At 66.9% G+C, this 25,733-nt stretch carries 22 protein-coding genes and 1 tRNA gene; 10 read left to right on the top strand and 13 right to left on the bottom strand.

The window, feature by feature from the left end:
• From EL272_RS14175 to EL272_RS14145, 7 genes are all read left to right on the top strand, one after another.
• Positions 1–438 carry a EutP/PduV family microcompartment system protein gene (locus tag EL272_RS14175; RefSeq protein ID WP_061787548.1) on the top strand — a complete coding sequence of 146 codons (438 nt, stop codon included), beginning with the start codon at positions 1–3 and terminating at the stop codon, positions 436–438.
• Positions 420–1,772 carry a PocR ligand-binding domain-containing protein gene (locus tag EL272_RS14170; RefSeq protein WP_061787549.1) on the top strand — a complete coding sequence of 451 codons (1,353 nt, stop codon included), beginning with the start codon at positions 420–422 and terminating at the stop codon, positions 1,770–1,772. Before EL272_RS14175 ends, EL272_RS14170 begins: the two co-directional genes overlap by 19 nt.
• A gap of 154 nt (positions 1,773–1,926) precedes the next feature.
• On the top strand, positions 1,927–3,030 hold the full coding sequence (locus EL272_RS14165; RefSeq protein WP_061787550.1) for a 1-propanol dehydrogenase PduQ: 1,104 nt from the start codon (positions 1,927–1,929) through the stop codon (positions 3,028–3,030).
• A 158-nt stretch (positions 3,031–3,188) separates the two neighbouring features.
• Entirely contained in the window at positions 3,189–3,524 is a 336-nt protein-coding gene (locus tag EL272_RS14160; RefSeq protein WP_014847883.1) for a hypothetical protein, read from the top strand.
• Positions 3,521–4,246: a nucleotidyl transferase AbiEii/AbiGii toxin family protein gene (locus EL272_RS14155; protein ID WP_014847882.1), complete on the top strand. Its 726-nt coding sequence runs from the start codon at positions 3,521–3,523 to the stop codon at positions 4,244–4,246. Before EL272_RS14160 ends, EL272_RS14155 begins: the two co-directional genes overlap by 4 nt.
• Before the next feature lie 84 nt (positions 4,247–4,330).
• The gene (locus tag EL272_RS14150) at positions 4,331–5,209 is read left to right on the top strand and encodes an isochorismatase family protein (protein WP_081490353.1); all 879 of its coding nucleotides are present in this window, start codon (positions 4,331–4,333) and stop codon (positions 5,207–5,209) included.
• Between the two features lies 1 nt (position 5,210).
• A complete protein-coding gene (locus EL272_RS14145; protein ID WP_014847880.1) occupies positions 5,211–6,242 on the top strand; it encodes an aldo/keto reductase in 1,032 nt (343 codons plus the stop codon).
• A 131-nt stretch (positions 6,243–6,373) separates the two neighbouring features.
• Here EL272_RS14145 and EL272_RS14140 read toward each other — a convergent pair whose 3' ends face one another.
• The 7 genes from EL272_RS14140 to EL272_RS14110 form a co-directional block, all read right to left on the bottom strand.
• On the bottom strand, positions 6,374–7,816 hold the full coding sequence (locus tag EL272_RS14140) for an ATP-binding cassette domain-containing protein (protein WP_014847879.1): 1,443 nt from the start codon (positions 7,814–7,816) through the stop codon (positions 6,374–6,376).
• Positions 7,817–8,273: 457 nt separating this feature from the next.
• On the bottom strand, positions 8,274–9,500 hold the full coding sequence (locus tag EL272_RS14135; RefSeq protein WP_014847878.1) for an MFS transporter: 1,227 nt from the start codon (positions 9,498–9,500) through the stop codon (positions 8,274–8,276).
• A gap of 62 nt (positions 9,501–9,562) precedes the next feature.
• On the bottom strand, positions 9,563–10,834 hold the full coding sequence (locus tag EL272_RS14130) for an MFS transporter (RefSeq protein WP_082793823.1): 1,272 nt from the start codon (positions 10,832–10,834) through the stop codon (positions 9,563–9,565).
• Positions 10,835–10,970: 136 nt separating this feature from the next.
• Positions 10,971–11,636 carry a WbqC family protein gene (locus tag EL272_RS14125; protein ID WP_014847875.1) on the bottom strand — a complete coding sequence of 222 codons (666 nt, stop codon included), beginning with the start codon at positions 11,634–11,636 and terminating at the stop codon, positions 10,971–10,973.
• A 7-nt stretch (positions 11,637–11,643) separates the two neighbouring features.
• Positions 11,644–12,285, bottom strand: coding sequence for a PIG-L deacetylase family protein (locus EL272_RS14120; RefSeq protein ID WP_014847874.1), 642 nt, complete (start codon positions 12,283–12,285; stop codon positions 11,644–11,646).
• Positions 12,286–12,287: 2 nt separating this feature from the next.
• The gene (locus EL272_RS14115; RefSeq protein WP_061787552.1) at positions 12,288–13,379 is read right to left on the bottom strand and encodes a glycosyltransferase family 4 protein; all 1,092 of its coding nucleotides are present in this window, start codon (positions 13,377–13,379) and stop codon (positions 12,288–12,290) included.
• Positions 13,376–14,677: a nucleotide sugar dehydrogenase gene (locus EL272_RS14110; protein ID WP_061787717.1), complete on the bottom strand. Its 1,302-nt coding sequence runs from the start codon at positions 14,675–14,677 to the stop codon at positions 13,376–13,378. The genes EL272_RS14115 and EL272_RS14110 overlap by 4 nt, the downstream gene beginning before the upstream one ends.
• A 72-nt stretch (positions 14,678–14,749) precedes the next feature.
• Between EL272_RS14110 and EL272_RS14105 the strand changes: the two genes are divergently transcribed.
• The gene (locus tag EL272_RS14105; RefSeq protein ID WP_061787553.1) at positions 14,750–15,796 is read left to right on the top strand and encodes a glycosyltransferase; all 1,047 of its coding nucleotides are present in this window, start codon (positions 14,750–14,752) and stop codon (positions 15,794–15,796) included.
• A gap of 85 nt (positions 15,797–15,881) precedes the next feature.
• On the opposite strand, the gene EL272_RS14100 is transcribed toward EL272_RS14105, so the two are convergent.
• From EL272_RS14100 to EL272_RS14090, 3 genes are all read right to left on the bottom strand, one after another.
• Positions 15,882–17,561 carry a hypothetical protein gene (locus tag EL272_RS14100; protein ID WP_126409501.1) on the bottom strand — a complete coding sequence of 560 codons (1,680 nt, stop codon included), beginning with the start codon at positions 17,559–17,561 and terminating at the stop codon, positions 15,882–15,884.
• A gap of 78 nt (positions 17,562–17,639) precedes the next feature.
• Positions 17,640–19,064 carry an argininosuccinate synthase gene (gene argG, locus EL272_RS14095; protein WP_061787555.1) on the bottom strand — a complete coding sequence of 475 codons (1,425 nt, stop codon included), beginning with the start codon at positions 19,062–19,064 and terminating at the stop codon, positions 17,640–17,642.
• 528 nt (positions 19,065–19,592) lie between these two features.
• Positions 19,593–20,564, bottom strand: coding sequence for an NAD(P)H-quinone oxidoreductase (locus tag EL272_RS14090; protein ID WP_061787556.1), 972 nt, complete (start codon positions 20,562–20,564; stop codon positions 19,593–19,595).
• A gap of 324 nt (positions 20,565–20,888) precedes the next feature.
• Between EL272_RS14090 and EL272_RS14085 the strand changes: the two genes are divergently transcribed.
• Positions 20,889–21,287, top strand: coding sequence for a VOC family protein (locus tag EL272_RS14085; RefSeq protein ID WP_014847866.1), 399 nt, complete (start codon positions 20,889–20,891; stop codon positions 21,285–21,287).
• Here EL272_RS14085 and EL272_RS14080 read toward each other — a convergent pair.
• Complete coding sequence (locus EL272_RS14080) at positions 21,263–22,003, bottom strand: helix-turn-helix transcriptional regulator (RefSeq protein ID WP_061787557.1); 741 nt, start codon at positions 22,001–22,003, stop codon at positions 21,263–21,265. The two genes, EL272_RS14085 and EL272_RS14080, sit on opposite strands and share 25 nt — an antisense overlap.
• 216 nt (positions 22,004–22,219) lie before the next feature.
• On the bottom strand, positions 22,220–23,047 hold the full coding sequence (locus EL272_RS14075; RefSeq protein ID WP_061787558.1) for a pseudouridine synthase: 828 nt from the start codon (positions 23,045–23,047) through the stop codon (positions 22,220–22,222).
• Positions 23,048–23,719: 672 nt separating this feature from the next.
• Between EL272_RS14075 and EL272_RS14070 the strand changes: the two genes are divergently transcribed.
• Positions 23,720–23,804 (top strand) — tRNA-Ser (locus tag EL272_RS14070).
• A gap of 16 nt (positions 23,805–23,820) precedes the next feature.
• Here EL272_RS14070 and EL272_RS14065 read toward each other — a convergent pair.
• Positions 23,821–25,713 (bottom strand): LCP family glycopolymer transferase, encoded by a 1,893-nt coding sequence (locus EL272_RS14065; RefSeq protein ID WP_061787559.1) that lies wholly within the window; start codon positions 25,711–25,713, stop codon positions 23,821–23,823.
• Between the last annotated feature and the right edge of the window lie 20 nt (positions 25,714–25,733).

The raw sequence follows: 25,733 nt of genomic DNA, 5'->3' as shown, positions 1-25,733 counted from the left end.
ATGAGGTCGATCCTGCTTGTCGGCAGCATTGGAGCCGGCAAGACGACATTCAGGCAGCGTCTCCAAGGGCTGCCCATCGAGTACGCCAAGACCCAGGCCATCGAGACCTTCGCCTCCGCCATCGACACCCCGGGCGAGTACCTGGAGGTGGGGCGCTACAAACACGCCCTGATGCTGGCCTCCTACGACGTGGACGTGGTGGTGCTGGTGCAGTCCGCCACCAGCGACGAAACCCGTTTCCCGCCTGGGTTCGCCACCACCTTCAACCGCGAGGTGCTGGGGGTCGTCACCCACGCCGGGGTGGCCACCGAGACCCAGGTTCACAACGCCGTCGACCATCTCACACGGGCCGGTGCCCACCAGATCGTGGCGGTCGACTCGATCACGGGCAAGGGATTCAAACGCGTGCAGGAGGTGCTGTGTCGGACTTCATCGTGAACCCCGTCGCGGGCAACGCGGCTGCCGCCCTCGATCTGCGCAATCTCATTGACGTCGAGGAGTTGCAGCGCATCCAGGACGATTTCGCCACCTCCACCGGGTTGGCGATGATCACCGTCGATTCCATGGGTCGTCCCGTCACGGAGGCGTCGCGATTCAGCACCCTGTGCCAATACCTGCGTCGCGATCCCGCGATCCGCGCCAAGTGCTACAGCTGCGACGCCCACGGCGGGCTGCAGAGCGCCATCGAGGGACGTCCGGTCGTGTACCGGTGCCATGCGGGCCTGGTGGATTTCTCCGTCTCGATCATGTGGGGTGCGCAGTATCTGGGCGCGGTGATGGCCGGGCAGGTGCTACTCACCGAGGGGCAGCAGCAGCTCCAGCAGATCGTGGGCGCCTCGGAGGTGCTGGAACACTCGGAGACCGCGAAGCTGCTGGATCAGGTGGCCGTGGTCGACCTCGGCAAGCTGCAGGCCGCCGCCAACGAGATCGTTGGGCTGGCGAACGCGAAACTCGGCTCCACGCTCGGCGAGGCGGATTTCGCCGTCGCGGTGGCGGGCACGGTGCTGGGCAGGCTCGGTAGGATCCCGGACCCCAGCGGCAACGCGGCGCTCGCCCCGCTGCTGGCGGGCATCCGGAAACCGCTGCCGCTGATCCCCGTCGAGTCGGTGAAGCGACGGATCTCGCTGGAGGCCCCGGTGGTGGCCCGCAACGTCGCGCAGGGCAACGCGGCCGCGAACCTGGAGCTGCTCGGCGACTACCTGGATCATCTGCTGCCGCGCTGGAGCCAGAAGGTGGATCCGAAGGAGCTGTCCGAGTACGAGGACATGATGATAGGCATCGCCACCAGCGAGGCCGTGCAGTTCGGGCGCGACATCTCCCAGATCGTCACCCGCCACCGGGGACGCAGACGCGGCCCGATGAACCGCTACGAGTGCCAGGTGTACTGCGAGAAACTGCTGATCCGCGTCCACGACCTCCTCGAACCCGCATCCCGGGGTGGGGAACGCAACCTGACGACGCTGCTGAACGAGATCGAGAAGAACCCGTCGTCGTTCCTGACGCTGCACAAGGCGGCCTCCTACCTGATGTGGTCAGAGTCGCATTTCGCGAGGAAGTTCAAGGAACGTACCGGCTCCAGCTTCATCCACTACGTGACCGCCAAACGACTGGAGCGCGCGAAGTTCGTGCTCATCCACACCGACAAACCGGTGCTCAGGATCGCCGCGGAGCTGGATTTCACGCCGCTGAACTATTTCTCGCGGCAGTTCAAGAAACACATCGGGGTGACCCCGTCCGAGTACCGCAGGGAACATTCCGGGAGGGCGGCATGACCAGGCCTCGCACGTCGGTGCACATTCTGCGTTGGATGATCCGCGCCGCCAGCGAGGCGGGAAAACCGGGATGGGAGGCGCCGGACGAACCGCGGGAAACGATTCCCGCGGTCAGGGGGAGCAAAACAGAGACACAGGAGAACAGGGGCAGGGCATGAGGGAGTTCCGGCTGGCCACCAGGGTGAGGCTGGGCGCGGAGGCATTGGAGGCGCTCGACGAGTTCCGCGGGAGGCCGGTTTTCCTGGTGACCGACGACTTCCTGGCCACCACCGGGGTGTACCGGAAGGTGGTCGACAGGCTCGGTGAGCGGGTGACGACGTTCACGGGTGTGAAACCGAACCCCAGCACCTCCGAGATCGGCGCCGGGGTGTCGGTCTACCTGCAGTCCGGGCCCGACGTGGTCGTCGCCTACGGTGGCGGGTCGGTGATGGATGCCGCGAAGGTGATGCACAAGGCCGCCCTCGACGCCGGTTTCGGGGCGCCGGAGGGGATCGTCGCGATCCCGACCACCAGCGGGTCGGGTTCGGAGGTGACGTCGTTCGCCGTGGTCACCGACGAACAGACGCACACGAAGGTTCCGATCGCCTCCAGCGAACTGGTGGCGGGGCTGGCCATCCTGGACCCGGAGGCCGTGGTCGGGGTGCCGCCGCACATCACCGCCGACTCCGGCATGGACGTGCTCACCCACGCCACGGAGGCGTACGTGGCGTTGGAGGCCTGCGACTTCTCCGACGCGCTGGCGGAGAAGGCCGTCGAGCTGGTGTTCGGGAACCTGGAGCGCTGCTACACCCACGGCGACGACCTGGAGGCCCGCTCCCACATGCACAACGCGTCCTGCATGGCGGCGATGGCCTTCGACAACGTCGGCCTGGGTATCGTCCATTCGCTGGCGCACGCGCTGGGCGGCCACTACCCGATCGCGCACGGAAGGTTGAACGCGCTGCTGCTGCCGCACGTCATCGAGTTCAACGCCGCCCGCAGCGACCGCGCCGCCGAACGCTACGCCCGCCTGAGCAGGCTGCTGCACCCCTCGGCGAGGGGCCGGGCGGCGGTGACGTCGCTGATCGGGGCGGTCGAACGGTTGAGGTCGAGGCTGGGCATCCCGTCGCGGCTGAGCGACCTGAAGGTCGCATCCGAGGTTCTGCGTCGCGACGAGGACGACCTGGTGGCCGCGGCCCTCGCCGACGGCTGCACCACGACCACCCCGGTGGCGCCCTCACCCGACGACCTGAAGGGCATCCTGCGCAGGATAGCGTGAGAGATTGGGGCGCCACGTTGTGAATCAGGGGCGCGACAGCGTCGCCGGATCAGGACGGTGCCGCCGGGACCGCGAATCAACTGATGGCCAGCGATGCGACCTCATTACACTGGACCGACAGGCCGAGATGCTGATGGCTCACGAGCGCTGGGAGGTTCATGGTGACCGGTGTGGTTGCGGGACGTGTTCGGTTCCGGGACGTGAAGCCCTGCCATGCGCCGACGACTCTTGACGCCCTGCGCGGCCCCTATCACGGGTTGATCGACCTTCCGCACGGGGTTCGCTGGCAGGAGGATCGCGTGGGGATCGACGTGGATGATGTGGGGGGGCGGCGCATGGCCTACCAGGCGTTGCTCACCGAAGGGCGGGTGGCCGAACAGGAACGTCTACTCAACCGGGATCGTCTCATCGAGCTGTGGCCCGTGATCAACCTGGACCAGAGGGTGCGGGACCTGTGGGAAACGCGTTTCCCCGAACTCCGGGTACGCACATGAGCCGGGATGCCTCCGAGCAGAGAAGGATCGCGAGGATTGCCCTGGAGGCGGCAGGCCCGGAAGCAGGGTTCGCGCTGGCTGGGTCTGGTGCCATTCGTGAACACGGATTCATCAATCGCCCTACCGAGGACGTGGACCTGTTCACCACACAGTCCGCGCAGCACGAATTCGCCTCGGCGCTGGAGCGAGTCGTCGCTGCCCTTCAAGAAGCAGGCTATGACGTGGAGATCCGGGAACAGCATCCCTGTTTTTCACGACTCGTCCTCAGCAGAGGCTCCGCGGAGCCGGCTGTGACCGTCGATCTGGGTGTCGATTGGCGTGCGGAGGATCCGGTTCGCCTTGCAGTTGGGCCGGTGCTCGCGCCCGATGACGCAGTGGGCAACAAGGTCGCGGCTCTTTTTTCGAGAGGCGAGGCCCGCGACTATCTGGATGTGGATCGCATACGTGCTTCAGGGAGATACCGGGACCGGAGGCTCATCGAACTGGGTCATCGAGCCGATCTCGGTTTTGAGATCACTCAGTTCGTCAGGCGCCTGGAAGAGGTTGGCCGTATTCAGCCCTTCGAGGTCGCGATCTACGAGGTTTCCCCGGAACAGCTGCGGGCCGTGAAGGATCGTTGCCTGGCATGGGCGCGAGAACTGTGCGCCCGACCGGTCGGCGATCCGATTCCTCCGTGCGGCCAGGTCGCTGATTCCGACGGCATGCCGGATTCGCGGAACTGACTGGCTCTTTGGGATGGTGTGGAGCGCGAGAGGTTCGGATCGCATTTGCCCTGGAGTGAACTCCAATGTTTAGCGTGTGGGGTCATGCGAAGTGCACTGCTTGAAATCGACTGGCAGAACTGGGTTCTCGCCCTTGCCCACGACCCGTGGTCGGCGCATCTGGGACGGGAGGTCCGGCGTTTGCTGGCTAACCTCGGTTGGCCGGTGATCAGCACCCGGTATTTGTCTCCGACCCCGGGGGACGACCGTGCCGATCCCGATCATCCGGACGCCGCTTTCGTGGACGGTTTCGAACCACGCGGGCAGCCCGTCATCACCAAATACGACCGCGACATCTTCGACGTCGCACAAACCGACGAGACCCTGCGGGGCCTCGGGGTCGAGCACGTCGTGTTGACCGGTTTAGTGACCGGCCACGGCATCCGGCTCGCCGCCCTGTCGGCCCTGGATCGTGGATATGCGGTGACCGTGGTGTCCAACGCCTGCGCCGACACCACCGGTGAGGCACACCTCGCGGCCCTCGACGAACTCCGCGCCGCGGGGGTCGTCGTCCGGTCCGCGGATGACCTGGCCGCCTCGGCATGGCGGCAGGCCGGGAGCATTGCCGTCGGGATAGCCGAGGTGGCCGACATCACCGGCCTCAGCCGCGACACCCTTCGCTGGTATGAACGCGAGGGACTGATCCCGGTGATCGACCGGACCTCCAACGGCTACCGCCGCTACGACGGACGGGCGATCCGGATGATTCAGATGCTGGTGAGGCTGCGACGTACCGGGATGCCGGTGGAGCAGATGCGCGAGTACATCACGCTGGTCGCCGAGGGGGAGTCATCGCACCGGCGTCGCCTGGCTCTGCTCAGGCGGCATCGCGACGCCGTCCAGCAGCAGCTGAACCAGCTTGCTGACGACCTCGGCGCCCTCGACCACAAGATCACCAACTATGAACGAGCACTGGGAGAATGACATGCACCAGGTACCCATCATTGATCTGGGCCACGGCCTGAACGTCAGCCGGATTGGTTTCGGCGGGATGGCGTTGAGTCACGTCTACGGGCAGACCGATCCCGCCGATGCCCTCGCGACCCTGCACGCCGCCGTCGACGCGGGCATCACGTTCCTCGACACCGCGGACGTCTACGGCGAACCCCGGCCCGGCACCCAGGGTCCGGCAGGCACGAACGAGGAGTTGTTCGCGCAGCTGCTGCGGGAGCGTCGGGGGGAGGTGCAGGTCGCCACCAAGTTCGGCATCACCGGTCTCATCGGAACCCCCGACGCTCCGGCGACGCGCGGTGACCGCGCCTACGTCCGGTCGGCCTGTGAGGCATCGCTGCGGAGACTGGGCGTCGAGACCATCGACCTGTACTACATGCACCGCCGCCAGCTCGACCTGCCGATCGAGGAGACGGTGGGAGCCATGGCCGACCTCGTGGCGGAGGGCAAGGTCCGTCACCTGGGGCTGTCCGAGGTGACCGCTACCGAACTGCGGGCCGCCGCCACCGTCCACCCCATCACCGCGGTCCAGAGCGAATGGAGCCTGTGGTCGCGTGACGTCGAGGCCCAGGTGGTGCCCGCTGCCCGTGAGGTGGGGGCCGGGTTCGTGCCCTACAGCCCGCTGGGACGTGGGTTCCTCACCGGCGCGTTGACACCGGAACGGATCGCGGGATCGATGCTCAGATCCGAGGACCGGTTCGTCAGGAACTACGAGGCCAACCAGCAACTGCTCCAGGTGATCCGCCGGGTTGCCGATGAGCTGGATGCGACCCTGGCGCAGGTCGCGTTGGCCTGGCTGCTGGACCGGACCGGGCGGCTCGGCCTGCCGGTGGTTCCCATCCCCGGCACCCGGTCCGCTGAGCGGGTCCGGCAGAACGCTGCGGCGGCGCAGCTGCGGCTGACCGACGACCAGGTGGCGCGACTCGATGCCGTTGCCGATCTGGTACAGGGATCCCGGGACCTGTCGTTCACGCCGCCGCAGTGGATCTCCAGCGGCCGCGAATGATTCGTCGCCCCCATCCGGGTGGCCGCGCCAGCTTAATCGTCAAACGCCAGCCCTACAGCGCTGGCGTTTGACGATTAAGCTGGCTTTCCGGTCAAGAAAGCCAGCGTTACGTCGCACGCCGTGCTGGCCGGTCACGCCCCTCGGGTGGCTTCGGTGGTGATGGTCCTGGTGTCCCATTCCTCCCGGATCCCGCCGTCGGCCATCACCAGCACTCGGTCGCTGAACTGGTGCAGCTCCCGTTCGTCGCTGGTGAACAGCAACACCCCGACGCCGCGGCCCGTGATCTCCTCCAGGAGGCGTACGAAACGTTCCCGGGTGGCGATGTCGAGGCCGTCGGTGGGTTGGATGAGGATCATGATGCGGGCGTTCTGGCTGGCGATCTCCTGCATCTGCTGCCAGCGTCGCTGACCGGTGGACTGCGTGGGGCGGTGCAGGAGCTCGCTCATCCGGTCCTCCGACTCCTTCAGCATGAGCAGGATCCGGGTGGTGTCCTCAATGGCCTCGTCGTCGACGTCCTCCTCACCGTCGAGCATGACGATGTTGCGGGCCGCGTGGGCCTCGCTCTCCGGGTCGAGCATGTTCGTCAGCACCGCGATGCCCAGCGACGGCAGGTCGCGGGGGGCGGTGATGCGGGCGGCGCGGCCGTCGACGGTCAGCGAGGCCATGTAGGCGGGGCGCTTCCCGATCAGGGCGTCGCGCACCTCCTCGACACCCGAGCTGCGGGAACCGGTGAAGCCGAGTACCTCGCCGCGGTTCAGCTGGAAGGAGACCGGTTCGGTGGTGCACTCCAGGCCTACGACGTCCATCACGACGTCGGCGGTGGCGTTGGCGCGTCGCGGCGTGATCTCGATGACGGAACCGAACATCGCCTCGGTGAGCTGGTCGACGGTGGTGGTGGCGGAATCGAAGATCTGCTCGATCTTGCCGTCGCGCAGCACCGCGACCCGGTTGCACAGCCGCAGCGCCTCCTCCAGCTGGTGGGTGATGTAGAGGACGCCCCGGCCCTCCTCGACCGTCCGGTTGAGGGCGTAGCGCAGGTCCTCGAGTTCGTCGGCGTTGAGGGCGTTGCTGAGTTCGTCGATGACGATGACCTCACGCGGGTCGGCGAGCATGCGGACCACCTCGGCCATGCGGCGTTCCGTGTGGCTGAGACCGCCGAGCCGGTGGGTGGGGGACAGGGGGATGCCGGTCTCGGAGAGGATTCGTTTGGCGCGGGTCATCAGTTCCGTGAGGCTGGGTCTCCCCTCGACGTGCCGGAACATGGCCTCGACGACGGTCAGTCTCGGATCCAGCTCGTTCTGGGGGTCGATGAGCATGATCTGCCGTGGATCCCACGGCCCACCCGAGAGACTGGCCACTCCCTCATCGGCCGACGTGTAGCCGGCGATGATCGAGGCCATGGTGGACTTTCCAACTCCGTTGGGGCCGACTATGCCGAGCACCTCCCCGTGTCGGAGGTCGATGTCGACTCCGGTCAGCACCTCGAGCCGACCGAAGGACTTCCGCATCCCCCGGACCGCCAGCAGCGGCTCTTTATCCCACATGAATACCTCGTAGTTGTCATTCGTTCGCAACGCGAAGCCGTCTCCTCGGCACCAGGGCAGGTTCCAGGTGAGTTCCTATCCCGGTCAGGGCGCCTTGGTGATCCGACTCTAAGCGATGGTCGAGTCAGTCCCGGGTGGCGAACCTGCCCTTGGTTAACTGAGATTCCGCAGACAGGACCTTACCGCTGCTTTGCCCGTCCCGCTAACCGGACCGGCAAACCGGGGCAATTTTTTCTTCAACAATGTTCAGGTTTGTTTGTCGTCCGACCGGATGACGTGGTCAATGGTTTTTCCTGTGTCCGTTGCCAGGTCCGGGGGAATCGGCGGGAAACCGGGGAACGGCGGTGGCGCCGGGTCCCGCGATTTCCGGGGCCGTCGGTCGGGAACGACCGTCGTGCCGACCCTGTTCGCGTTCGCCTGTGCCCGTGAGGTCGGCGGGCCTCCGCCGCGCCCGGCGGGGTGACGACGACGCGGTGGACGGGGACGATCAGGGGGCTTCGACGCCGGGCGTCACCCGGTTCCTGAAGACGACCGCCAGGACGAGACCCGCCACCAGCAGGGTCAGGGAACAGGCCGGGAACATCTTGAACGTGATCTCCGGATCGGCGTGCATCAGGGAAACCAGCAGCAGGGGCAGTCCTGTGCCCACGTTGTTGCCGAGGATCTGGGTTGCCTGGAACAGGCCGCTGAACAACCCTGGCCGGTTCCTGGGTGCGGGCCGCAGCAGGGCGATCAGTTGACCCGGCAACCCGAACCCGACGCCCGCGGTGACCAACGCCAGGCCGAACGCGATCGGGGCGCTGGGGAAGGACGGCTGGGTCAGCGAGATCACCGCGCCGGCCAGCGTGATCAGCCAGGCGAGCCAGGTCAGGTCGCGCTTACCGGAAACCGCCCCACCAACGATGAACCCGGCAGCCAGGCCGAGCATGAATGGAATGTCGATCAGTTCCATGCGGAGCCTGGCGAGTTCGGATATGTGTCCGCCGCTGTTCAGCGTGAAGGAGCTCAGGTAGAACCAGATTCCGTACAGGACGGCCCCGAACAGCAGCGTCTGCGCCAGGGCGGGCAGTTTCCCGGAGGAGCGGTGCGGCCGTGCCGGCCGGGTGATCGCGACCTCGGCGGGGGAGTGGGGGAGCACGAACCAACCGAGGAGGACCGGGAGAACAGCGACGATGGGTGCCGACTGCAGCGTCGCTTTCCAGTCCTGCTCGGGGGGGTACAGCGAGGCGATCATTGGGAGGGAGCCGTGGAAGGCGCAGAGCAAACCGATTAAGGGCCCGTGGGCTTCGGGATGTGCCTTCGTCACGGCTGAGAACGCCGCGGGAAGCAGCGCAACGATCCCGGCTGTCTGGACGGCCGTGGTGACGAACAGGAAACCCGGGGAGTCCGACCAGCCCATGGCGTAGGTGCCCAGAGCCCACAGGAGAATCCCGGAGATCCAGATCGAACGCGGCCCGAACCGGTCGCTGAGAACGCCCCAGAGGATGAGGCAGACGACCGAGACCGTCGCCTTCAGAATCGTGAAGGCCGAACTCAGGAGGACACCATGGTCCGAGGAAAGGACCCCGGAACTCTGGAAGGCCATCCACCCTGCCTTCTGGAAAAACCCTTGAGCGAGATGGACGACGGCGATCCCGAACAGCACCGAGGCGATGTGCAGCCTTTGTTGGTTGTTCGGCGATGTGGTCTGCTGGATTCCCGGGCGGATCGTCATTTCTGTTTCGCTGATGTCGTAACCGGTTTTCCCGGTCGTGGCGATTGTATCCGACGCTTCGTTTACTCTTCGCTGTCTCGTTGCGCCGCCACCCGGTTCTTCGGTTTCCTCAGCGCCAGGACGAGTCCCGTGACCAGCAGGATCAGGGAGCAGCCCAGGAACAGATGGACCCTTGCATCCGGTGTGACGGTGTCTCCCAGAGCGAGGATCAGGGCCATGGGAACCCCGATCCCCACCCCGTAGCCGAGGTTCTGGGCCACCTGGAAAAGGGCGGCGGCCCGGGAGATCCGGTTCCCGGCAGCGAGACGCAACAGCGCGACCAGCTGTCCCGACAACCCGATTCCGAGCCCCGCCGAGGCCAGGACGGCGCCGGTCAGGACGGCGATGTCGAAGGGCAGCAGCGGGACCGACGCGATCCCGACGCCCGTCGCGGCGATCAACCACGCCAGCCAGGTGTTCGTGCGGCCTCCCGCGATCATCGCACCCACGACGAATCCTGCCGCAAGTCCCGCGATGAAGGGGAAGTTGACCAGGCCGTTGTGGGCCCTGAAATACCCGGCGGCGCCGCTGAGGGTGAGCTGGTCGTAGTGCGCGGAGAAGGCCAGTTCCAGATGGATCCGGAACCCGAACAACACGGCGCCGAGCAGCAGGGTCTGCACCACCGTGCGACCCCGTCCGGGGCGGCTCTCCAGGGCGGGGCCGTCGTCGGGTCCGGCCTCGACGGGACCGGAGGGGATCGCCAACCAGCCCAGGATCAGGGGCGGGACGGCGGCGACGGAGATCAGCAGCAGCGCCGCCCGCCAGTCCATCGACCTGGCCATCAGGTCGGCGATCAGCGACCCCGGCAGGTGGAGGAGCGCAGGAAAGGCGATGACCAGGCCGGTGAGGAAACCGCCCCGGTACGACTGCGCGTTCGTGACGACGGCGAGCGCGGCGGGAAGCACCGCCGCCACCCCGGCCGCCTGGAGCGCGTAGCTCGCGAGCAGGAACTCCGCCGAACCCGACCAGCTCCCCGCGAACACCCCCAGCGCCCACACGAACAGGCCGCCGGCGTAGGGCAGGCGCGGCCCGTAACGGTCGCCGAGGAGGGCCCATGGGAACAGGAAAAGGATGCAGACCGCCACCTGCAAAGCGGGGAGAATCAGGGTGGATGCGGCCAAGGTCTGGACGTTCGACCCGGGGGGAGCAAAACCCTGCTGGGCCCGCCGCACCACCCGTTCGAGGATCCCCTGTGCCAGGAACACGACCACGACCCCGAACAGGACCGCCGGGACGCACATGCCCTGCCGAGCCCCCGGGGATGTGGTTTCCCGGGCTGGTGGGTTGGTGCTCATCTGGGTGTCTCCTCCGGGAGCGCGACGATTCCGGCTGGGCCGCGGACGGTGATCCGGCGCCGGGACGCGTCTCATCCGGGGTGGCAGACCGGCCGGTGGTCACCGCATTCTTGCACCCAGCCGGTTCACACCCCCGTCACCACCAGGGATCGGCGCCCGAGGCCAGGTGGTCGAGCATGCTGAGACCCCCCGCGAAGTCACCGTGCGGCTGGGGGTAGGGGGTGGGGGTGAACGAGTGGTAGTCCAGCGCAATGCCGCGTTCCGCGAACACAGACTCGTCCAGGTAGTTGCGACCCGAGGGGCCCGACAGGTAGACGTCCCCACCGAGTTCCGCGGTGATGGCGGCCAGCAGCTCCGACGCCGAGCCGGTCGCCTCCAGCTCCGAGGCGCGCACCAGTTTCGTCGGGATTGCGTAGTGGTCGCGCAGCCGGGTGATGAGGTCGGTGCACAGATCGGCCAGGTTCGTCGTCTCGCGGGCGTAGACGGCCTCCAGCATCGCCTTGGCCGTCTCGAAACCGGGGCAGCGCCCGTACAGGGTCTGAAGGGTCTTGACGTGGTCGCCGCGCCACGGCTTCAGCTCGTTGGTCTCCACGTCGCGCGTGAGCTGACCGAGTCGGCCCTTGGTGTGCACCGGGATCGTCAGCCACTGCGGCCCGCCCGGTCCCTTGATCTTCACCCGGTTCTGGAACCCGCCCTTGGTGAATGGCACCGTGTCCAGCAGGACGAAGACATCCGCCTTCGTCATCTTGTCGAAGTAGCCCGTCCAGGGCGCGAAGTTCGGTTGGTGGATGGTTACGATCATGTTCGGCTCACAAAACGACGCGGATCAGCTCGAACGCCTCGGCCCAGTCGTGTTTCACCTGGAGGCCGCGGACCTTGGCCAGGGATTCGTGGAACTCCTTGGTGAAGTACGCCCTGCCCATTTCGAGCTGCGAGGTGTACTTCGTCAGGGCATCCCATTTCTTGTCGAGGTGGCGTTTGTCGAGGGTAACGAACGCCGACGCGGAGAACGTGATGTGGTTCCAGGGCAGTTCGTAGCCCAGCAGGGTCTTGTGTTTGAAGGCGCGCATCGCCTCGTCGTGGATGGTGGCGTGGTCCTGGTGCAGGTCGGCGCCGGAGGGGATCAGGATCCACTCGGGGTTCAGCTGGCGTTCCATCGCCACCATGTTCTCCAGCACCTCCTGGCGGTGGTAGCCGAGCTTGCGCACCGGGTAGTGCATGATCTGCCGGTTCTCCGGTTTCACCCCGAGCACGTCAAGGGAGGCGTGGCATTCGTCGGCCAGCCGGGTCGGGGCGGAGCCGTTGGGTAGCGACTCCTCGGCAGTCGAGAACACGGCGACGTGCAGGTCGACCCCTGCCTCCAGCCACTTGGTCATCGACCCGCCCGCGCCGAGTTCGGCATCATCGGTGTGCGGGGCGAGTACGAGAATTCGTTTGGGAACAATCAACACGGTCAGAGGCTCTCATAGCAGGACAGGAGTTTTCTCAACTCGATGTCCCAGTTGTACGTGTGGAGGATCGCCTGCCGCCCGTTCTCTCCGATCCGGGCCGCCTCCTCCGGGTTTTCCAGCAGGTGGTTCAGGGCCTTCGCGACGGCGTCGGTGTCGAACGGGTCGACGGTGATGCCGCAGTCGTGTTCGGCGACGATCCGCTGCCACAGGGGGAAATCGGAGGCGATGAAAGGCAGGCCGCAGGCCATGTACTCGAACATCTTCGTCGAATAGCCTTCGACGTAGTTGCTGATCGGGTGGTCCAGCACGAGCCCGACCCGGGCGTCACGCAGCCCGGCCACGACCTCGTCGCGAGGCAGGGGGCCGGGGTGGTGGACGTGCCGCCAGCCGGGATGCGCCTCGGCCTGTTCCTGGAGCTGTTTGAACTTGCCCGCCAGCAGGCCGGTGACGTCGCCGGGGAGGTGTTCGAAGGCCGCCAGCATCTCGAACAGGCCCTGCTGCTCGGACAGCCCACCGACGTAGATGAACGCGTTGGTGCGGTCCCGGAAGGGCTTGTCGTTGCGTTGGTCCGCCAGGCCCTTCTCGGGAAAGTTCTGCACCACGACCGTCTTGTGTGCCGGAAACTTCGCAGCTATCGACGGGGTTGCGGCGACGATCGCGCTAAGTGCCCTGCCCGAGATGCCTTCCAGCACCCGGGTGATCCCCGAGAGTGGTTTCTTCAACCAGCCCGGGATCCAGGTCTTGTTCATGATCTGCAGCGGAACGTCCTCGTGGACGTCGTAGACGACCTTCTTGCCGCACAGCCGCAGCGCCAGCCCGACCCCCATCAGCTCGGGGTCGTGGAAATGGTAGATGTCGGCTCTTTCCCGCAGCGCACGGAAGAAGATGGCCCACGTCTTGCGGAGGATCCGGTCGATGCGGCCGCGCGGCGCGCCCAGCCCGATCACCCGCACCCCCGCCACCTCGATGTCGCCGTCGTGGCAGTTGAGCAGGGCGACGTCGTGACCCGCGGCCGCCAAGGAGGCGCACTCCTTGTAGGTGACGCGGGTGTCGTGGACATCGTGGACGGACGAGAGGTGACGGACCCTGCTCATCGGGCGGTGCCGTCACCGATCGAGCGGTAGGCGACACCCTTCCAGCGGGCCGGGTCGAGGACGCCGCGTCCGTCGATGATGACCTGGGTTCCGGGTAGGTCGGTGGGGGTGAGGTCGAGGTACTCGGGATGGTCGGCCTGGAGGATCGCGGCATCAACCGGCTCACCCAACCGGTAGGGAGTGAACCCGAACGCCGCGAGTTCCTCGTCGGTGTACATCGGATCATGCACCAGTACTTCAACGCCCTTGGACTTCAGGATCTCGACGGTGGGGAACACACCCGAGAACGCGGTCTCCTTCACCCTGCCCCGGTAGGAGGCACCCAGTACCACCACACGGCGGCCCTTCAGGTCACCCAACACACCCTCGGCCAAACCGATCGCATACCCGGGCATGGTCATGTTCGCCTCGCGGGCGGTACGCACGATCGTGGCCTCCGGATCGGTGTAGAGGTAGAGGCGCGGGTAGACGGGGATGCAGTGCCCGCCGACGGCGATGCCGGGCCGGTGGATGTGGCTGTAGGGCTGCGAGTTGGAGGCGTCGATGACCTTGTGGACATCAATCCCATGAGCGGCGGCGAACTTCCCGAACTGGTTGGCCAACCCGATGTTGACGTCCCGGTAGGTGGTTTCAGCCAACTTGGCCATCTCCGCGGCCTCCGCCGACCCCATGTCCCACACCCCATTGCCCTGCGGCAGGTCGGGGCGCTCGTTGAAGGTCAGAACCTGCTCGTAGAAATCGATGCCCTTCGCGGTACCCTCGGGTGAGAGCCCGCCGACCAGCTTCGGGTATTTCCGCAGATCCTCGAACACCCGCCCGGTGAGCACGCGTTCCGGGGAGAACACCAGGTGGAAGTCCTTGCCCTCTTCCAGACCGGAGATCTCCTCGATCATCGGCTTCCACCTGTTCCGGGTGGTGCCAACCGGCAGCGTGGTCTCATAGGAGATGAGAGTGCCCGGCGTGAGGTGCTCGGCGAAGGACCGGGTGGCGGCCTCCATCCAGCCGAAGTCGGGCTGCCAGGTCTCGTCGTTGACGAACAGCGGGACGACGATCACGATCGCGTCGACTCCCGGAATGGCCTCCGAATAGTCACAGGTGGCGCGCAACTTCCCGGCCGGGACCAACACCGACAGTTTCTCCTGGAGATGGGCCTCGCCCGGGAAGGGCTCGGTTCCGGCGTTGACCTTGTCCACAACGGTCTGCTGAACGTCGACGCCGACGACTTCATGGCCCATGTCAGCGAACTGGACTGCCAGGGGCAGCCCGATCTTGCCGAGTGCTATGACGGCGATCTTCACGAACATTTCCTTCCAACGGTGAATGTGGCGCGCTGCCGCAGGCGATTCTACCCACGGGATAACCTGTGCCGCATGAGTCCTGTTCTGGCCATCGGGCCGTCGAACTATGCCGGGCAGGCGACTGCATGGGCGCGGGCCGTCGCATCGAATCTTCCGGCGCAGGCGTGGTCGTTCTCCGGGGTGCCGTTGCGTGGAGGCGGTTTCCACTTCGAGGTGGACAAGTTGCTCGGCCGGATCGGGTTCCGTGCCCCCGTCGCGTGGGGGTGGCGTGCGGGGCGTCTGTTCGACGGCGTCACCCACGTGGCGCTCGACGGTTTCATGTCCTTCGCGCGATGGGATCGTGCCGCCCATTTCCAGTCGGATGCCCGAAGGCTGGCGGAGATGGGGTATTGGATGGCGTTGATTGCGCACGGCTCCGACGTGCGCGATCCCTTGGCGCACATGGCCCGCGACCAGTGGTCCTATTTCACCGTTGGCGACGAGAAGTGGCGGTCCTCGCTGATCCGCCGCACAGAACTCAACCGGAGTTTTGCGGCCTCCTGTGGCTGGCCGGTGTTCCACTCCACCCCCGACATGGGTTTTGACCTGCCCTTCAGCACGTGGCTGCCGGTGGTGGTAGACGTCAAAGCGTGGGCCTCGGATGCGCCGCTGCTGGAACGTGAGAAACCCCTCGTGGTGCACGTTCCCTCGCAGCGGAAACCACCGATCAAGGGCACCCAGTTCATCGATCCGGTGCTTCGGCGGCTTCATGACGAGGGTGCCATCGAGTACGTCGCGCCTTCGGGCCTGCCGCACGCGCAGTTGCGGGAGCTGGTGCGGTCCTGTGACGTGGTGGTGGATCAGGTGATGTTCGGGTCCTACGGGGTGGCGGCGGTGGAGGCGATGGCCGCGGGCCGGGTGTGCGTCGGGCGCATGAACGAGGCGGTTCGTGACCGGTTGCCGGAGTCGCCGCATCTGCTGGAGGCCACCCCCGACGACCTGTACGAGGTGGTCGCGTCCATTCGTGACCGCCGCGACGAACTGCGCACCAGGGCGGCCGAGAACCGGGCGTTCGCCGAGAAGTGGCACGACGGCCGGGTCTCGGCCGAGCGTCTGGCGCCCTTCCTCGGAGTCGGTTGAGCCGGCCAGCTCGCTCCGCGAACTGGCCGTGTCGAAACCATGGCGTGGAGTTGCGCTGGTTGGGGTGGGGGCTGTTGAACGAGCCTCACTGGATCGGGCAGGAGTGGACGGTCTCGGGAACCCGCACCCGTACCGGCACGTCCCTGTCCAGGCCGTAGTAGATCCGCCACTGGTGTGCGGTGCGTTCGAGGTTTGACCCGTTGAAGTACCACATCACGTCGGAGCAGGGCAGGGTGATCGGGATCGTGACCGTGTCCTGTTGTCCCGCCTTGACGGCCGCTACCTGATGCTCGACGTTTCGCCAAGCGGCCCAGTTCGCTGCCAGCTGGGTGCCCGTCACCACCAGGGAGTGGAGGCCGACCAGGACGAGTAGGACGGGTACCAGGAGGGAAGTCGTCCTGGTCTCGGGGCGTGTCGCCTCACCGGCGCTGCTGAGAACGTCCGCGCAGATCATGACGACCACCAAGACCGCCAGGATCCCCGGCATGTAGAGCGTCCTGTGCACCCAAGCATAGTGCGGTGAACTCGAATAGGCGACGGCCCCAGTAGTCAGGAAGGCCGCCAGCAGGGTGCCCGTGGTCAGGGGTGACAGGAAGCCCTTGGGCAGCAGGAACACCACCACCAAGGTGCAGGCGACGAACCCTCCGGCCGCGGCCAGCACCGGGATCGCCTCGCCGAGCAGGTTGTTGATGGCATCCAGGTCCGTCGTGCCGACCCGGCGTTGCTCGCGGATGAAGTGCATGTTCGCTACCAGCCAGGCGAGAACCGACAGGAACATCAACGACAGGGTGGCCAGCAGCAGGCGGGCCCGTGACGTGGAGAACCTGCCGCTGCGCCACGCCATGTGAACGGCCAGGCCGAGCGCCAGGGCCAGCACCAGCAGCAGCTTGAGGTCGCGTTGCGGCCACAGGTTCAGGGCCATCGCGGCGCTTACCGCTTTGGCGCGCAGACTCGTCAGAAGGACGGGGTCGATGCCTTGATAGGTCTCGGTGCGGGCCCGCAGCCCCGGTGCCGTGAACTTTACGTACACGCCCACGATCGCGCTGGCCGTGATGAGCCCCACCGGTACCGTCCACACCCTCGAACGCGCCGTGAGCAATGCCACGGCCACCAGGACCGCGCCCGCAACGGTGACCAGTTCGTGCATCAGGAAACTCACGTACACCAGCGGCACCGAGAGCAACTCGGCCCACCACGGCATCGGCCGTCCCGCCCAGCGGCGGAACAGGGGATAAAGAGCGAACAACAGCAGGGCCAGGGGAAACACGTAGTTCCAGACGGCTGCCATCAGCATGACACTCTCACCCGCGACCCCGGTGCTGAGACCGATCAGGGTGAAAGGCCAAATGGCGGCCAGCGACCAGCAGACCCATGCGGCGCCCGAACCGGCCCCCAACGACAAGCGTGGTAACGGCCGCCGCAACGCCTCGGCCGACAGACGCAGATAGCACCAGAGAATGGCGGTCAGCGCGACATAGAACAGGGCCATCGCCAACCGGAGTGCCGTGTTGCCCAAGGCGAACAGCATGGTTCCGAAACCGTCGGCGAGACGTCCGTTGATCAAGCGCCAGCAGTCGTCGAACATCTTCTCGATCACCGCCCAGGTCTGCTGGCCCCGGGGTAGTTCGGAGGCGATGGCGAAGAACCGGTCGTCGGCCATCAGCACCGGGAAGCGCCACAGCACCACCCACACGAGCGTCAGGGCGCCGTACGCCATCAACAACCCAGTGGGCCTCCAGGCTTGGGATTTCAGGAAGCGGCTCATGCTCAGGGTCCTAAACAGGCTTTCCGAGTGGATCAGGCCGCGATGGGTCTGGTCCACCCGGTGGCGAAGGGGGATGTGTCAGTCCGTTCCGAAGTCCATGGCCGAGCGCAGGGCCGCGTCCTCGACCTGTTCGGTGGTCCTGCCCGACCCGAGGGCGGCGATCTTCGCCGCTCCGCCCTGCTCCAGGGTGCCGATGAGGTTGACGTGACCCGCGAGCAGCGTGCCCTGGGATGCGTACAGTTCGAGGCGTTCGCGGGAGTCCGCGATGTCCAGGTTGCGCATCGTGAGCTGCCCGATGCGGTCGGTGGGTCCGAAGGCCGCGTCCTCGACGCGCTCCATGGAGAGTTTCTCCGGCTGGTAGGACAGGTTCGGGCCGCGGGTGTCGAGGATGGTGTAGTCGTCGCCGCGACGCAGCCTCAGGTCCACCTCACCGGTGACGGCGGAGGCCACCCAACGCTGGATCGACTCGCGCAGCATCAGCGACTGCGGGTCCAGCCAGCGGCCCTCGTACAGCAGCCGACCGAGCCGCAGCCCCTCGGAGCGGTAGTTCGCGAGGGTGTCCTCGTTGTGGATCGCCGCCAGGAGACGTTCGTAGGCGATCCACAGCAGCGCCATGCCCGGGGCCTCGTAGATGCCGCGCGACTTGGCCTCGATGATGCGGTTCTCGATCTGGTCGCTCATGCCCAGGCCGTGGCGGCCGCCGATGGCGTTGGCCTCCAGCACCAGGGCGACGGGGCTGTCGAAACGGCGGCCGTTGATCGCCACCGGCTGGCCCTGTTCGAAACGGATCGAGACGTCCTCCGTCGGGATCTCGACGGCCGGGTCCCAGAACTTGACGCCCATGATCGGCTCCACCGTCTCCAGGGAGACGTCGAGGTCCTCGAGGGTCTTGGCCTCGTGGGTGGCTCCCCAGATGTTGGCGTCGGTGGAGTAGGCCTTCTCCTTGGAGTCGCGGTAGGGCAGGCCGCGTTCGGCCAGCCAGGTGCTCATCTCGGCGCGACCGCCCAGCAGTGAGACGAACGCCTCGTCGAGCCACGGCTTGTAGATCCGCAGCTCCGGGTTCGCCATCAGGCCGTAGCGGTAGAAGCGTTCGATGTCGTTGCCCTTGTAGGTGGAGCCGTCGCCCCACACCGACACGTCGTCGGCGGCCATGGCCCGCACCAGCAGGGTGCCGGTGACGGCCCGGCCGATGGGGGTGGTGTTGAAGTACGCGCGACCTCCTGAGCGGATGTGGAAGGCTCCGCACGCCAGTGCCGAGAGTCCCTCGGCGACGAGCGCTTCCTTGCAGTCCACGAGCCGGGAGATCTCCGCCCCGTACACCTCGGCGCGGCCGGGCACCGAGGCGATGTCGGTTTCGTCGTACTGGCCGATGTCGGCGGTGTAGGTGCACGGAACGGCACCCGACTCGCGCATCCAGGCGACGGCGACGGAGGTGTCGAGACCACCGGAGAAAGCGATGCCGACGCGTTCGCCGACGGGAAGAGAAGTGAGAACCTTGGTCACTCCGCCAGCCTAGTGGAAGGTGTTCGCGGAACGGCGTCGCCCCGCGCCCGGAATGCACATCCCAGGCATCTGCACCGTGGTTTCGCCACGGCTGGCCCGACCAATCACCGTCCCCTGAAGCTGGTTGAGTCGGGTCGCGAGGAACGGGCGGTCCGTCGAAATCATCGGCGGCCGGATGACAAGCCCGACCATGAGTCCCCGGGTATGGTCGCTTCGGGTTTCGACTCGACCAGCTTCGGGCAGAGCAAAGCTGGTTGAGCCGGACTGCGACGAAGGAGCGGTCCGTGTTGAAATCATCGGCGGCCGGATGACAAGCCCGACCGTGAGTCCCCGGGTATGGTTGCTTCGGGTTTCGACTCGACCAGCTTCGGGCAGAGCAAAGCTGGTTGAGCTGGACTGCGACGAAGGAGCAGTCCGTGTCGAAACCACCCTGCAACCGGTAGTCAAAACCTGACCACAAGACCCCGGACGCGGTCATCATGGCTTCGAGCCGACCGGCGTCTAGGGGGCGTCTTCGGCCGTGGGCTGTCAGAACACCAGCACCAGCTTGCCGACGTTGTCCCCGGATTCGAGGATCTGGTGCGCCCGGCGTACCTCGTCGAACGGGACGCGGGTCTCGGGGGCGGGGCGGATCTCGCCGTTGCCGACCCTCGGCCACACCGTCTCCACCACCCGGGCGCAGATCGCGGCCTTCTCCGCGACCGGCCGGAACCGCAGCGACGTTGCCGTGACGGTGCCCATCTTCTGCAGCAGCAGCCCCAGGTTGAGGGTGCCCTTGGTGCCGCCCTGGAGGCCGATCACCACCATGCGGCCGCGTTTGGCGAGGGCCTTGACGTTCGCCTCCAGGTATTTGGCGCCCATGATGTCCAGGATCACGTCCGCACCACGACCTCCGGTGGCCTCGCGCACCCCGTCTACCCAGTCGCCGTGGTAGTCGAGCGCCACCTTGGCGCCGTGTGCCAGGCAGTGCAGCAGCTTCGGGTCGCTGCCGGCGGTGGCGACGACGTGCGCGCCGAGGGATTTGGCGTACTGGGTGGCGAAGGTGCCGACCCCACCCGCCCCGCCGTGGACCAGCAGCGTCTCACCGGTCTTCAAACCTGCGACGTCCATGTTCGAGACGACGGTGGCGGCCACCTCCAGCAGGCCCGCGGCGGTCACGAGATCCACCCCGGGGGGAGGGGGAACCAGCTGCCCCTCGGGGGCGACGAAATACTCCGCGTAGCCGCCGCCCGCGAGCAGCGCCACCACCTCGTCGCCGATCCTCCAGCGGGTCACACCGGCGCCGATCGCCTCGACGACACCGGAGGCCTCCAGGCCGATGATGTCGGTGATGCCCTTCGGGGGCGGGTAGTAGCCGCGGCGCTGCAGCAGGTCGGCGCGGTTCACGCCCGCGGCGACGGTGCGCACCAGCACCTCCCCCGGCTGGGGGGTGGGGGTGGGGGTTTCCTTGATGGTCAGGGCCTCGACGTCCCCGGGCTCCTCGACGATGACAGCTCGCATGGGACGAAGTCTATGCGCGGACCTGCGCACCTGCCGTGAGAAAACCGCCCGGGACCCCGTTCAACCTCCGGGACTTCGCCCAACCTTCGGCCACCCGTCGAATCCGGTTTGCTGGCCTTAATCCGGTTTTGCTGGGCTTATTCACGTTTGCCTGCGCTGTGACGCCAGCAAACATCAACAAGGCCAGCAAATGGGTTGTAAGGCCAGCAAAACCGGTGGGAGGGGACGGGGTGGTGGGGCCTGGTGTGGCCGGTCAAGGGGTGGGGAGGTGTCGTGTCCGTTTCGTTCAAGACGATGACTCCGGGCGGTCAATAGCGTGGTCACATGGCTCTCACACTTGGTTTCATCGGGATCGTCACCTCCGACATGGCCGCGTCGCTGGCCTTCTACCGTGCTCTGGGCATCACCGTCCCGGCAGGTTCCGACGACGCCCCGCACGTCGAGGCGAAACTCGGCGACGGCACCGTCATCGCATGGGACAGCGTCGATGTCATCCGCGGGTTCGACGCCGGCTACACGGTCCCGACGGGTGGGCATCGCATCGCCCTGGCCTTCGACATGGGCAGCCCGGGGCAGGTGGACCGCGTCTATCGCGACCTCGTGGCGGCCGGGCATCACGGACACGTCGAACCGTGGGACGCGCACTGGGGGCAGCGCTACGCCACGCTTCACGACCCCGACGGCAACTCGATTGACCTCTACGCCTGGCTGCCCGCCACCTGAGCCGGGGTCCGGCCCACCAGGAGCCGGAAATCGCGGGTCATGTGCGCCTGGTCCGCGTATCCAGCGGCGTGCGCCACAGCAGCCAAGGAGGGTTTCGACTCGGGCTGCTCCTTCGTCGCGGCCCGGCTCAACCAGCGCGTGGCGGCCGGGCCCGCGGGAGATCCGCGTCCCGGCCCCATCAGGGACAGGGCCCGTCGCATCCGCGCGACCCGCACCAGGGCGCCGTAGCCGTACCCGAAGGTCGCGAGCATCCGGCGTCGCAGGTGTCGGGCGGACCAGCCGATCTCCCCGGCCACCTGCGCGGCACCGGCCCCGGCAGCGGCGGCGCGACGAACCAACCCGACCCAGCCGTCGGCGGGGGAGGTCAGAAGGTCGACCTTGGGAGCGGTTCCGAAGGAGCGGAGCGTGCGCAGGATTCGCGCGACCTCCGCGGCGCGGATCGCCCCGACGACATCCCGCAGCGGGGCGGCCAGGTCGCGAACCTCGGCGGGATTGAACCGCAGCACCCTGGCCGCCAGTCCGGGGTCGAACCGGACACCGATGGTCTCGCCGACGTCGGGGCTGGTGGGGATGCACACGGTGGAGGGGCCGGCCAGGTGGACGTCGTCGCCGCGCAGGATGACGTCGATGCAGCCGTCGGCGGGAACGACCGCGGCCGCCGCGCCCCGCGACCGCCACACCGTGCGCCCGCACCCCAGGGAACCTTCCGTGTACACGACCCCCATCCTCTCGCACGCCGACTCGACGGGCTGTGTGCAGAGCGGTTTCGCTGGCCTTGTTGCTGGTTTGCTGGCCCTGATGTCGGTTTGCTGGGCTTGTTCACGTTTGCCTGCGCTGTGACGCCAGCAAACATCAACAAGGCCAGCAAATAGGTGATAAGGCCAGCAAACCGGGGGAGGGGCGGTAAAACTGGAGGAGGGGACGGGGAAGGGTCATGCGACCTCGTCCGGCCAGGTGAGCCGCCGACGCGACGTGAAACGCCGCTCGTTTCCGTCGACGGGGTCGGTGAAGGACAGCTCCCGGGCCAGCAGTCGCAGCGGGGTGGTGAAGTCGTCGATGTCCACTTCCGAGATCACCGGGTAGAGCGGGTCGCCGAGCAGTGGCAGCCCGAGCTGATTGAAGTGGGCGCGGATCTGGTGGGTCCGGCCGGTTCGGGGACGGACCTCGTAGCGGGCCCACGCGCCGCGCACCTCGATCACGTCGATCCGCGTCTCCGAGTTCGGCGGCAGGTCCAGGGTCTCGGCCTGCAGCACCCCCACGCGTTTGACCAGGTGCGACCTCACCACCTGCGGGAACCCGATGTCCGGGTCGAAGGGGGCGATGGCCTCGTAGACCTTGCTCGCCTCGCGGCGCGCGAACACGTCCTGATAGGCCGAGCGCCACCGCTTCCCCGTGGTCATCAGCAGCACCCCGGCGGTGCCGCGATCCAGCCGGTGCGCCGCCGACAACTCCGGCAGTCCCGTGGTCGCCCTGCCTTTCACGACGGCGCTCTGCAGCACGTGCCTGCCGCGCGGAATGGTCGACAGGAAGTGCGGTTTGTCGAACACGACGACCCGTTCGTCGCGGTGCAGCACCTCCAACGCGCCCGGCACCTCGGCCTCCGGCCGTAACTCCCGGTGGAACCAGACGAAGGCGTTGGGCCGGTACGGTTCGTCGCCCCGCCACGGCGCGCCGTGCTCGTCGACGAAGCCACCGCGAGCCAGCATCGGGTCGACGCAGTCGCGGCCGGGTCCCAGCTTGTCGAGCAGGAACTCCCGCATCGTCGTCCACGGCGCGGGCGCCCCGCGGTCGGGGGTGCGGACCCATGCGGCCTGCAGCCCGTGGCGTGGCGGAAGCGGTGACTTGGGTGGCACCGGACCATTCTCCCCGCGTTACCTCGGTTGAGTCGACCGTATCGAAACCATCCCGCGCCAAGCTGGTTGAGCCGGGCTGCGACGAAGGAGCCGGTCGTGTCGAAACCATCTTGCGTATCTTTGGGGGACTGGTGGTCAGGTTTGCTGTTCGGCTGCCAGGTGGTTTCGACTCAGCCGTTCGCTGGCGTTCACGTGCTGGCTCAACCGGCTTCGAGGGAAGGCGCGTTCACGTGCTGGCTCAACCGGCTTCGAGGGGGTGACTCGGGTCGCTCGTTCCTTGCGGCTCGGTTCAACTGGCTTGTGGGGGTGGAAGTTGGTTGAGCCGGCCTGCGAGCGAAGCGAGCTGGTCGTGTCGAAACCATCTTGTGCATCTTTGGGGGACTGGTGGTCAGGTTTGCTGTTCGGCTGCCAGGTGGTTTCGACTCAGCCGTTCGCTGGCGCTCACGTGCTGGCTCAACCGGCTTCAAGGGAAGGCGCGTTCACATGCCGGTTCAACCGGGCTCGAGGGGGTTGAGGGGCACCTTATCCCGTTCGACCTTGTCAACCCCTAAGATGGGCTCCGCGGAATGAATCCCGCACGGCGAGATCGCATAGTGGACTAGTGCAGCCGCCTTGAAAGCGGCCGAGGGGCAACTCTCCGTGGGTTCGAATCCCACTCTCGCCGCGTTCGCCCGGACCGCTCACTCCTCCGGGTGGTAGGCGCAGGCGTCCGCGACCCGTTCGGTGGTCGACGGGGCCGCATCGGAGGACGTCGCAGAGGGTTTGGGCTGCGCCGAGGAGGTCTGTTTCGTCGGTGTCGGTGAAGGTTTGGCGGTGCTGGGGTCCGGGGACGGCGCGGTGGAGGTGCTCGCCGTGGGTTCGCTCGTCGGGGCGGGCGGGTTGATGGCGTCCTGCACCCGTTTGCGCATCAGCGTGAAATCCGGGTTGCCCGCGTCGAACCCGTTCTGGCCGTGCACGAAGGCCAGCCGTGAGACGGAGGCGTCCTTGACCTTGAAGGCCAGCTGGGCCAGCGGGGCCAGCACATCCTGCGGGATGTCGGTCATCACCATGTCCGAGGAGGCCTGGGCGATGCCCTCGTAGGAGGTGAGCAGCGTCGTCGGGTTCGCCTGCTTGATGACCGCGTTCACCAGGCAGGACTGGCGGGCCATGCGGGCGTAGTCGTCCGAGTCGAAACGGCTCCGCGCGTACCACATGGCGTTGTAGCCATCAAGGAGCTGGTCGGGGCCGGGTTTCAACCAGCCGTGGGGTCGGGCGCCGGTCTGGTGGTCGCCGCCGATGGGGAGTTTCCGGTTGACGTTCAGCTTCACCCCACCCATGGCGTCGATCAGCTGCTGCAGGCCGTCGATGTTGACCAGCGCGAAGTAGTGCATGTGCAGTCCGGTTATACCCTCGACCCCCTGTTTCAGAGCCTCCGCGCCGGGATAGGTGGCGGGTGCGACGGCTTCGGCCATCTCCGGGTAGTCCTTGCTGACGGTCCGCTCCCAGATGGCGTTGATCAACCACTCCGAGCTGTCACCGGCGCCACGGAAACCGCGGGGGAACAGCTTCGCCAGCTTGCTGCCCTCCGGGAACGGTGTGCGCTCCACGCTGCGGGGAATCTGGACCAGGGTGGTGTTGCCCGTCGCGGTGTCGATGGAGGCCACCATGATGGTGTCGGTGCGAGGAACGTAGGTTCCCTTGTTGTCCGCTATGCGGCTGCCCGTGCTGTCCGCGCCGAGCAGCAGGATGTTGAGACGCGGGGTGTCCTTCCACGGGTCCTTGGCATTCACGTCGACTTCGGGACGACCGCTGGCCTGGACCTCGGGTGCGAAGACCTTCTCCACCAGCTGCAGCTGGGACAGGGTGTAGCGGGCGGCCACCGCCAAGGGGGCGGAGACCACGAAGGTGAGGGCGACCACCAGGCCCGCCCCGATGGCCCGCTTCGCTGTGGCCAGGCCCTTGGGTCTGGTGATGAGGTGGGTCAGGGTGATCAGGAAGGCCCAACCCAGGGCGGCGACGATCAGGACCAGGATGGTGCCGCGAAGGATCCCGGGTCTGAGGGCCCAGCCGATGGCGACCTCCGGGTTCATGACGGCGCGCACCGCCAACAGGACCAGGCCGCCCAGGAAACCGACGGGAAGCAGCACCCCCAGGATTTTTGCCCAGCGCTGCCGGGCCCCCGTCAGCCCGAGCCCCGGCAGCAGCGCGCTGGCGACGGTCAGGGTGGCGCTGCGCCTGAATGACCTGTCCAACGGCCCCTTGGTGCCGGCGGCGTGTTTGGGGGCGGAATCGTCCTTATCGTCCTTGGTTCTGCGCGGTTCGGCCCTCTTGGCGCCGTCGCGTGAACCACCCGCCCTGCTCCTCGATGATTCCTTGTCTCTTTTCGAGGAACTCCTGCGGCCCCCCTCGGAGGAGTCGGCGTCGCTGCGAGAGGTGGTTTTCCCCGAGGTTTTCGATCCGTGATCCGACACCTTGTGGGGGCGGATGGATGTCTGTTCGGATTCTGACTCGTCGCTCAACCCACCCGTGACGTCGTCGTGCCGACGTTCCGGGTCACCGCCGCGAAAGAGCCGCGGATATTTTTTGTTGGTCAAGACGCGTTCTCCTCTCGCAT

Origin of the sequence: Arachnia propionica (assembly GCF_900637725.1) — a bacterium.
Taxonomy (GTDB): domain Bacteria; phylum Actinomycetota; class Actinomycetes; order Propionibacteriales; family Propionibacteriaceae; genus Arachnia; species Arachnia propionica.
This window is presented reverse-complemented; position numbering and strand designations above follow the sequence as displayed.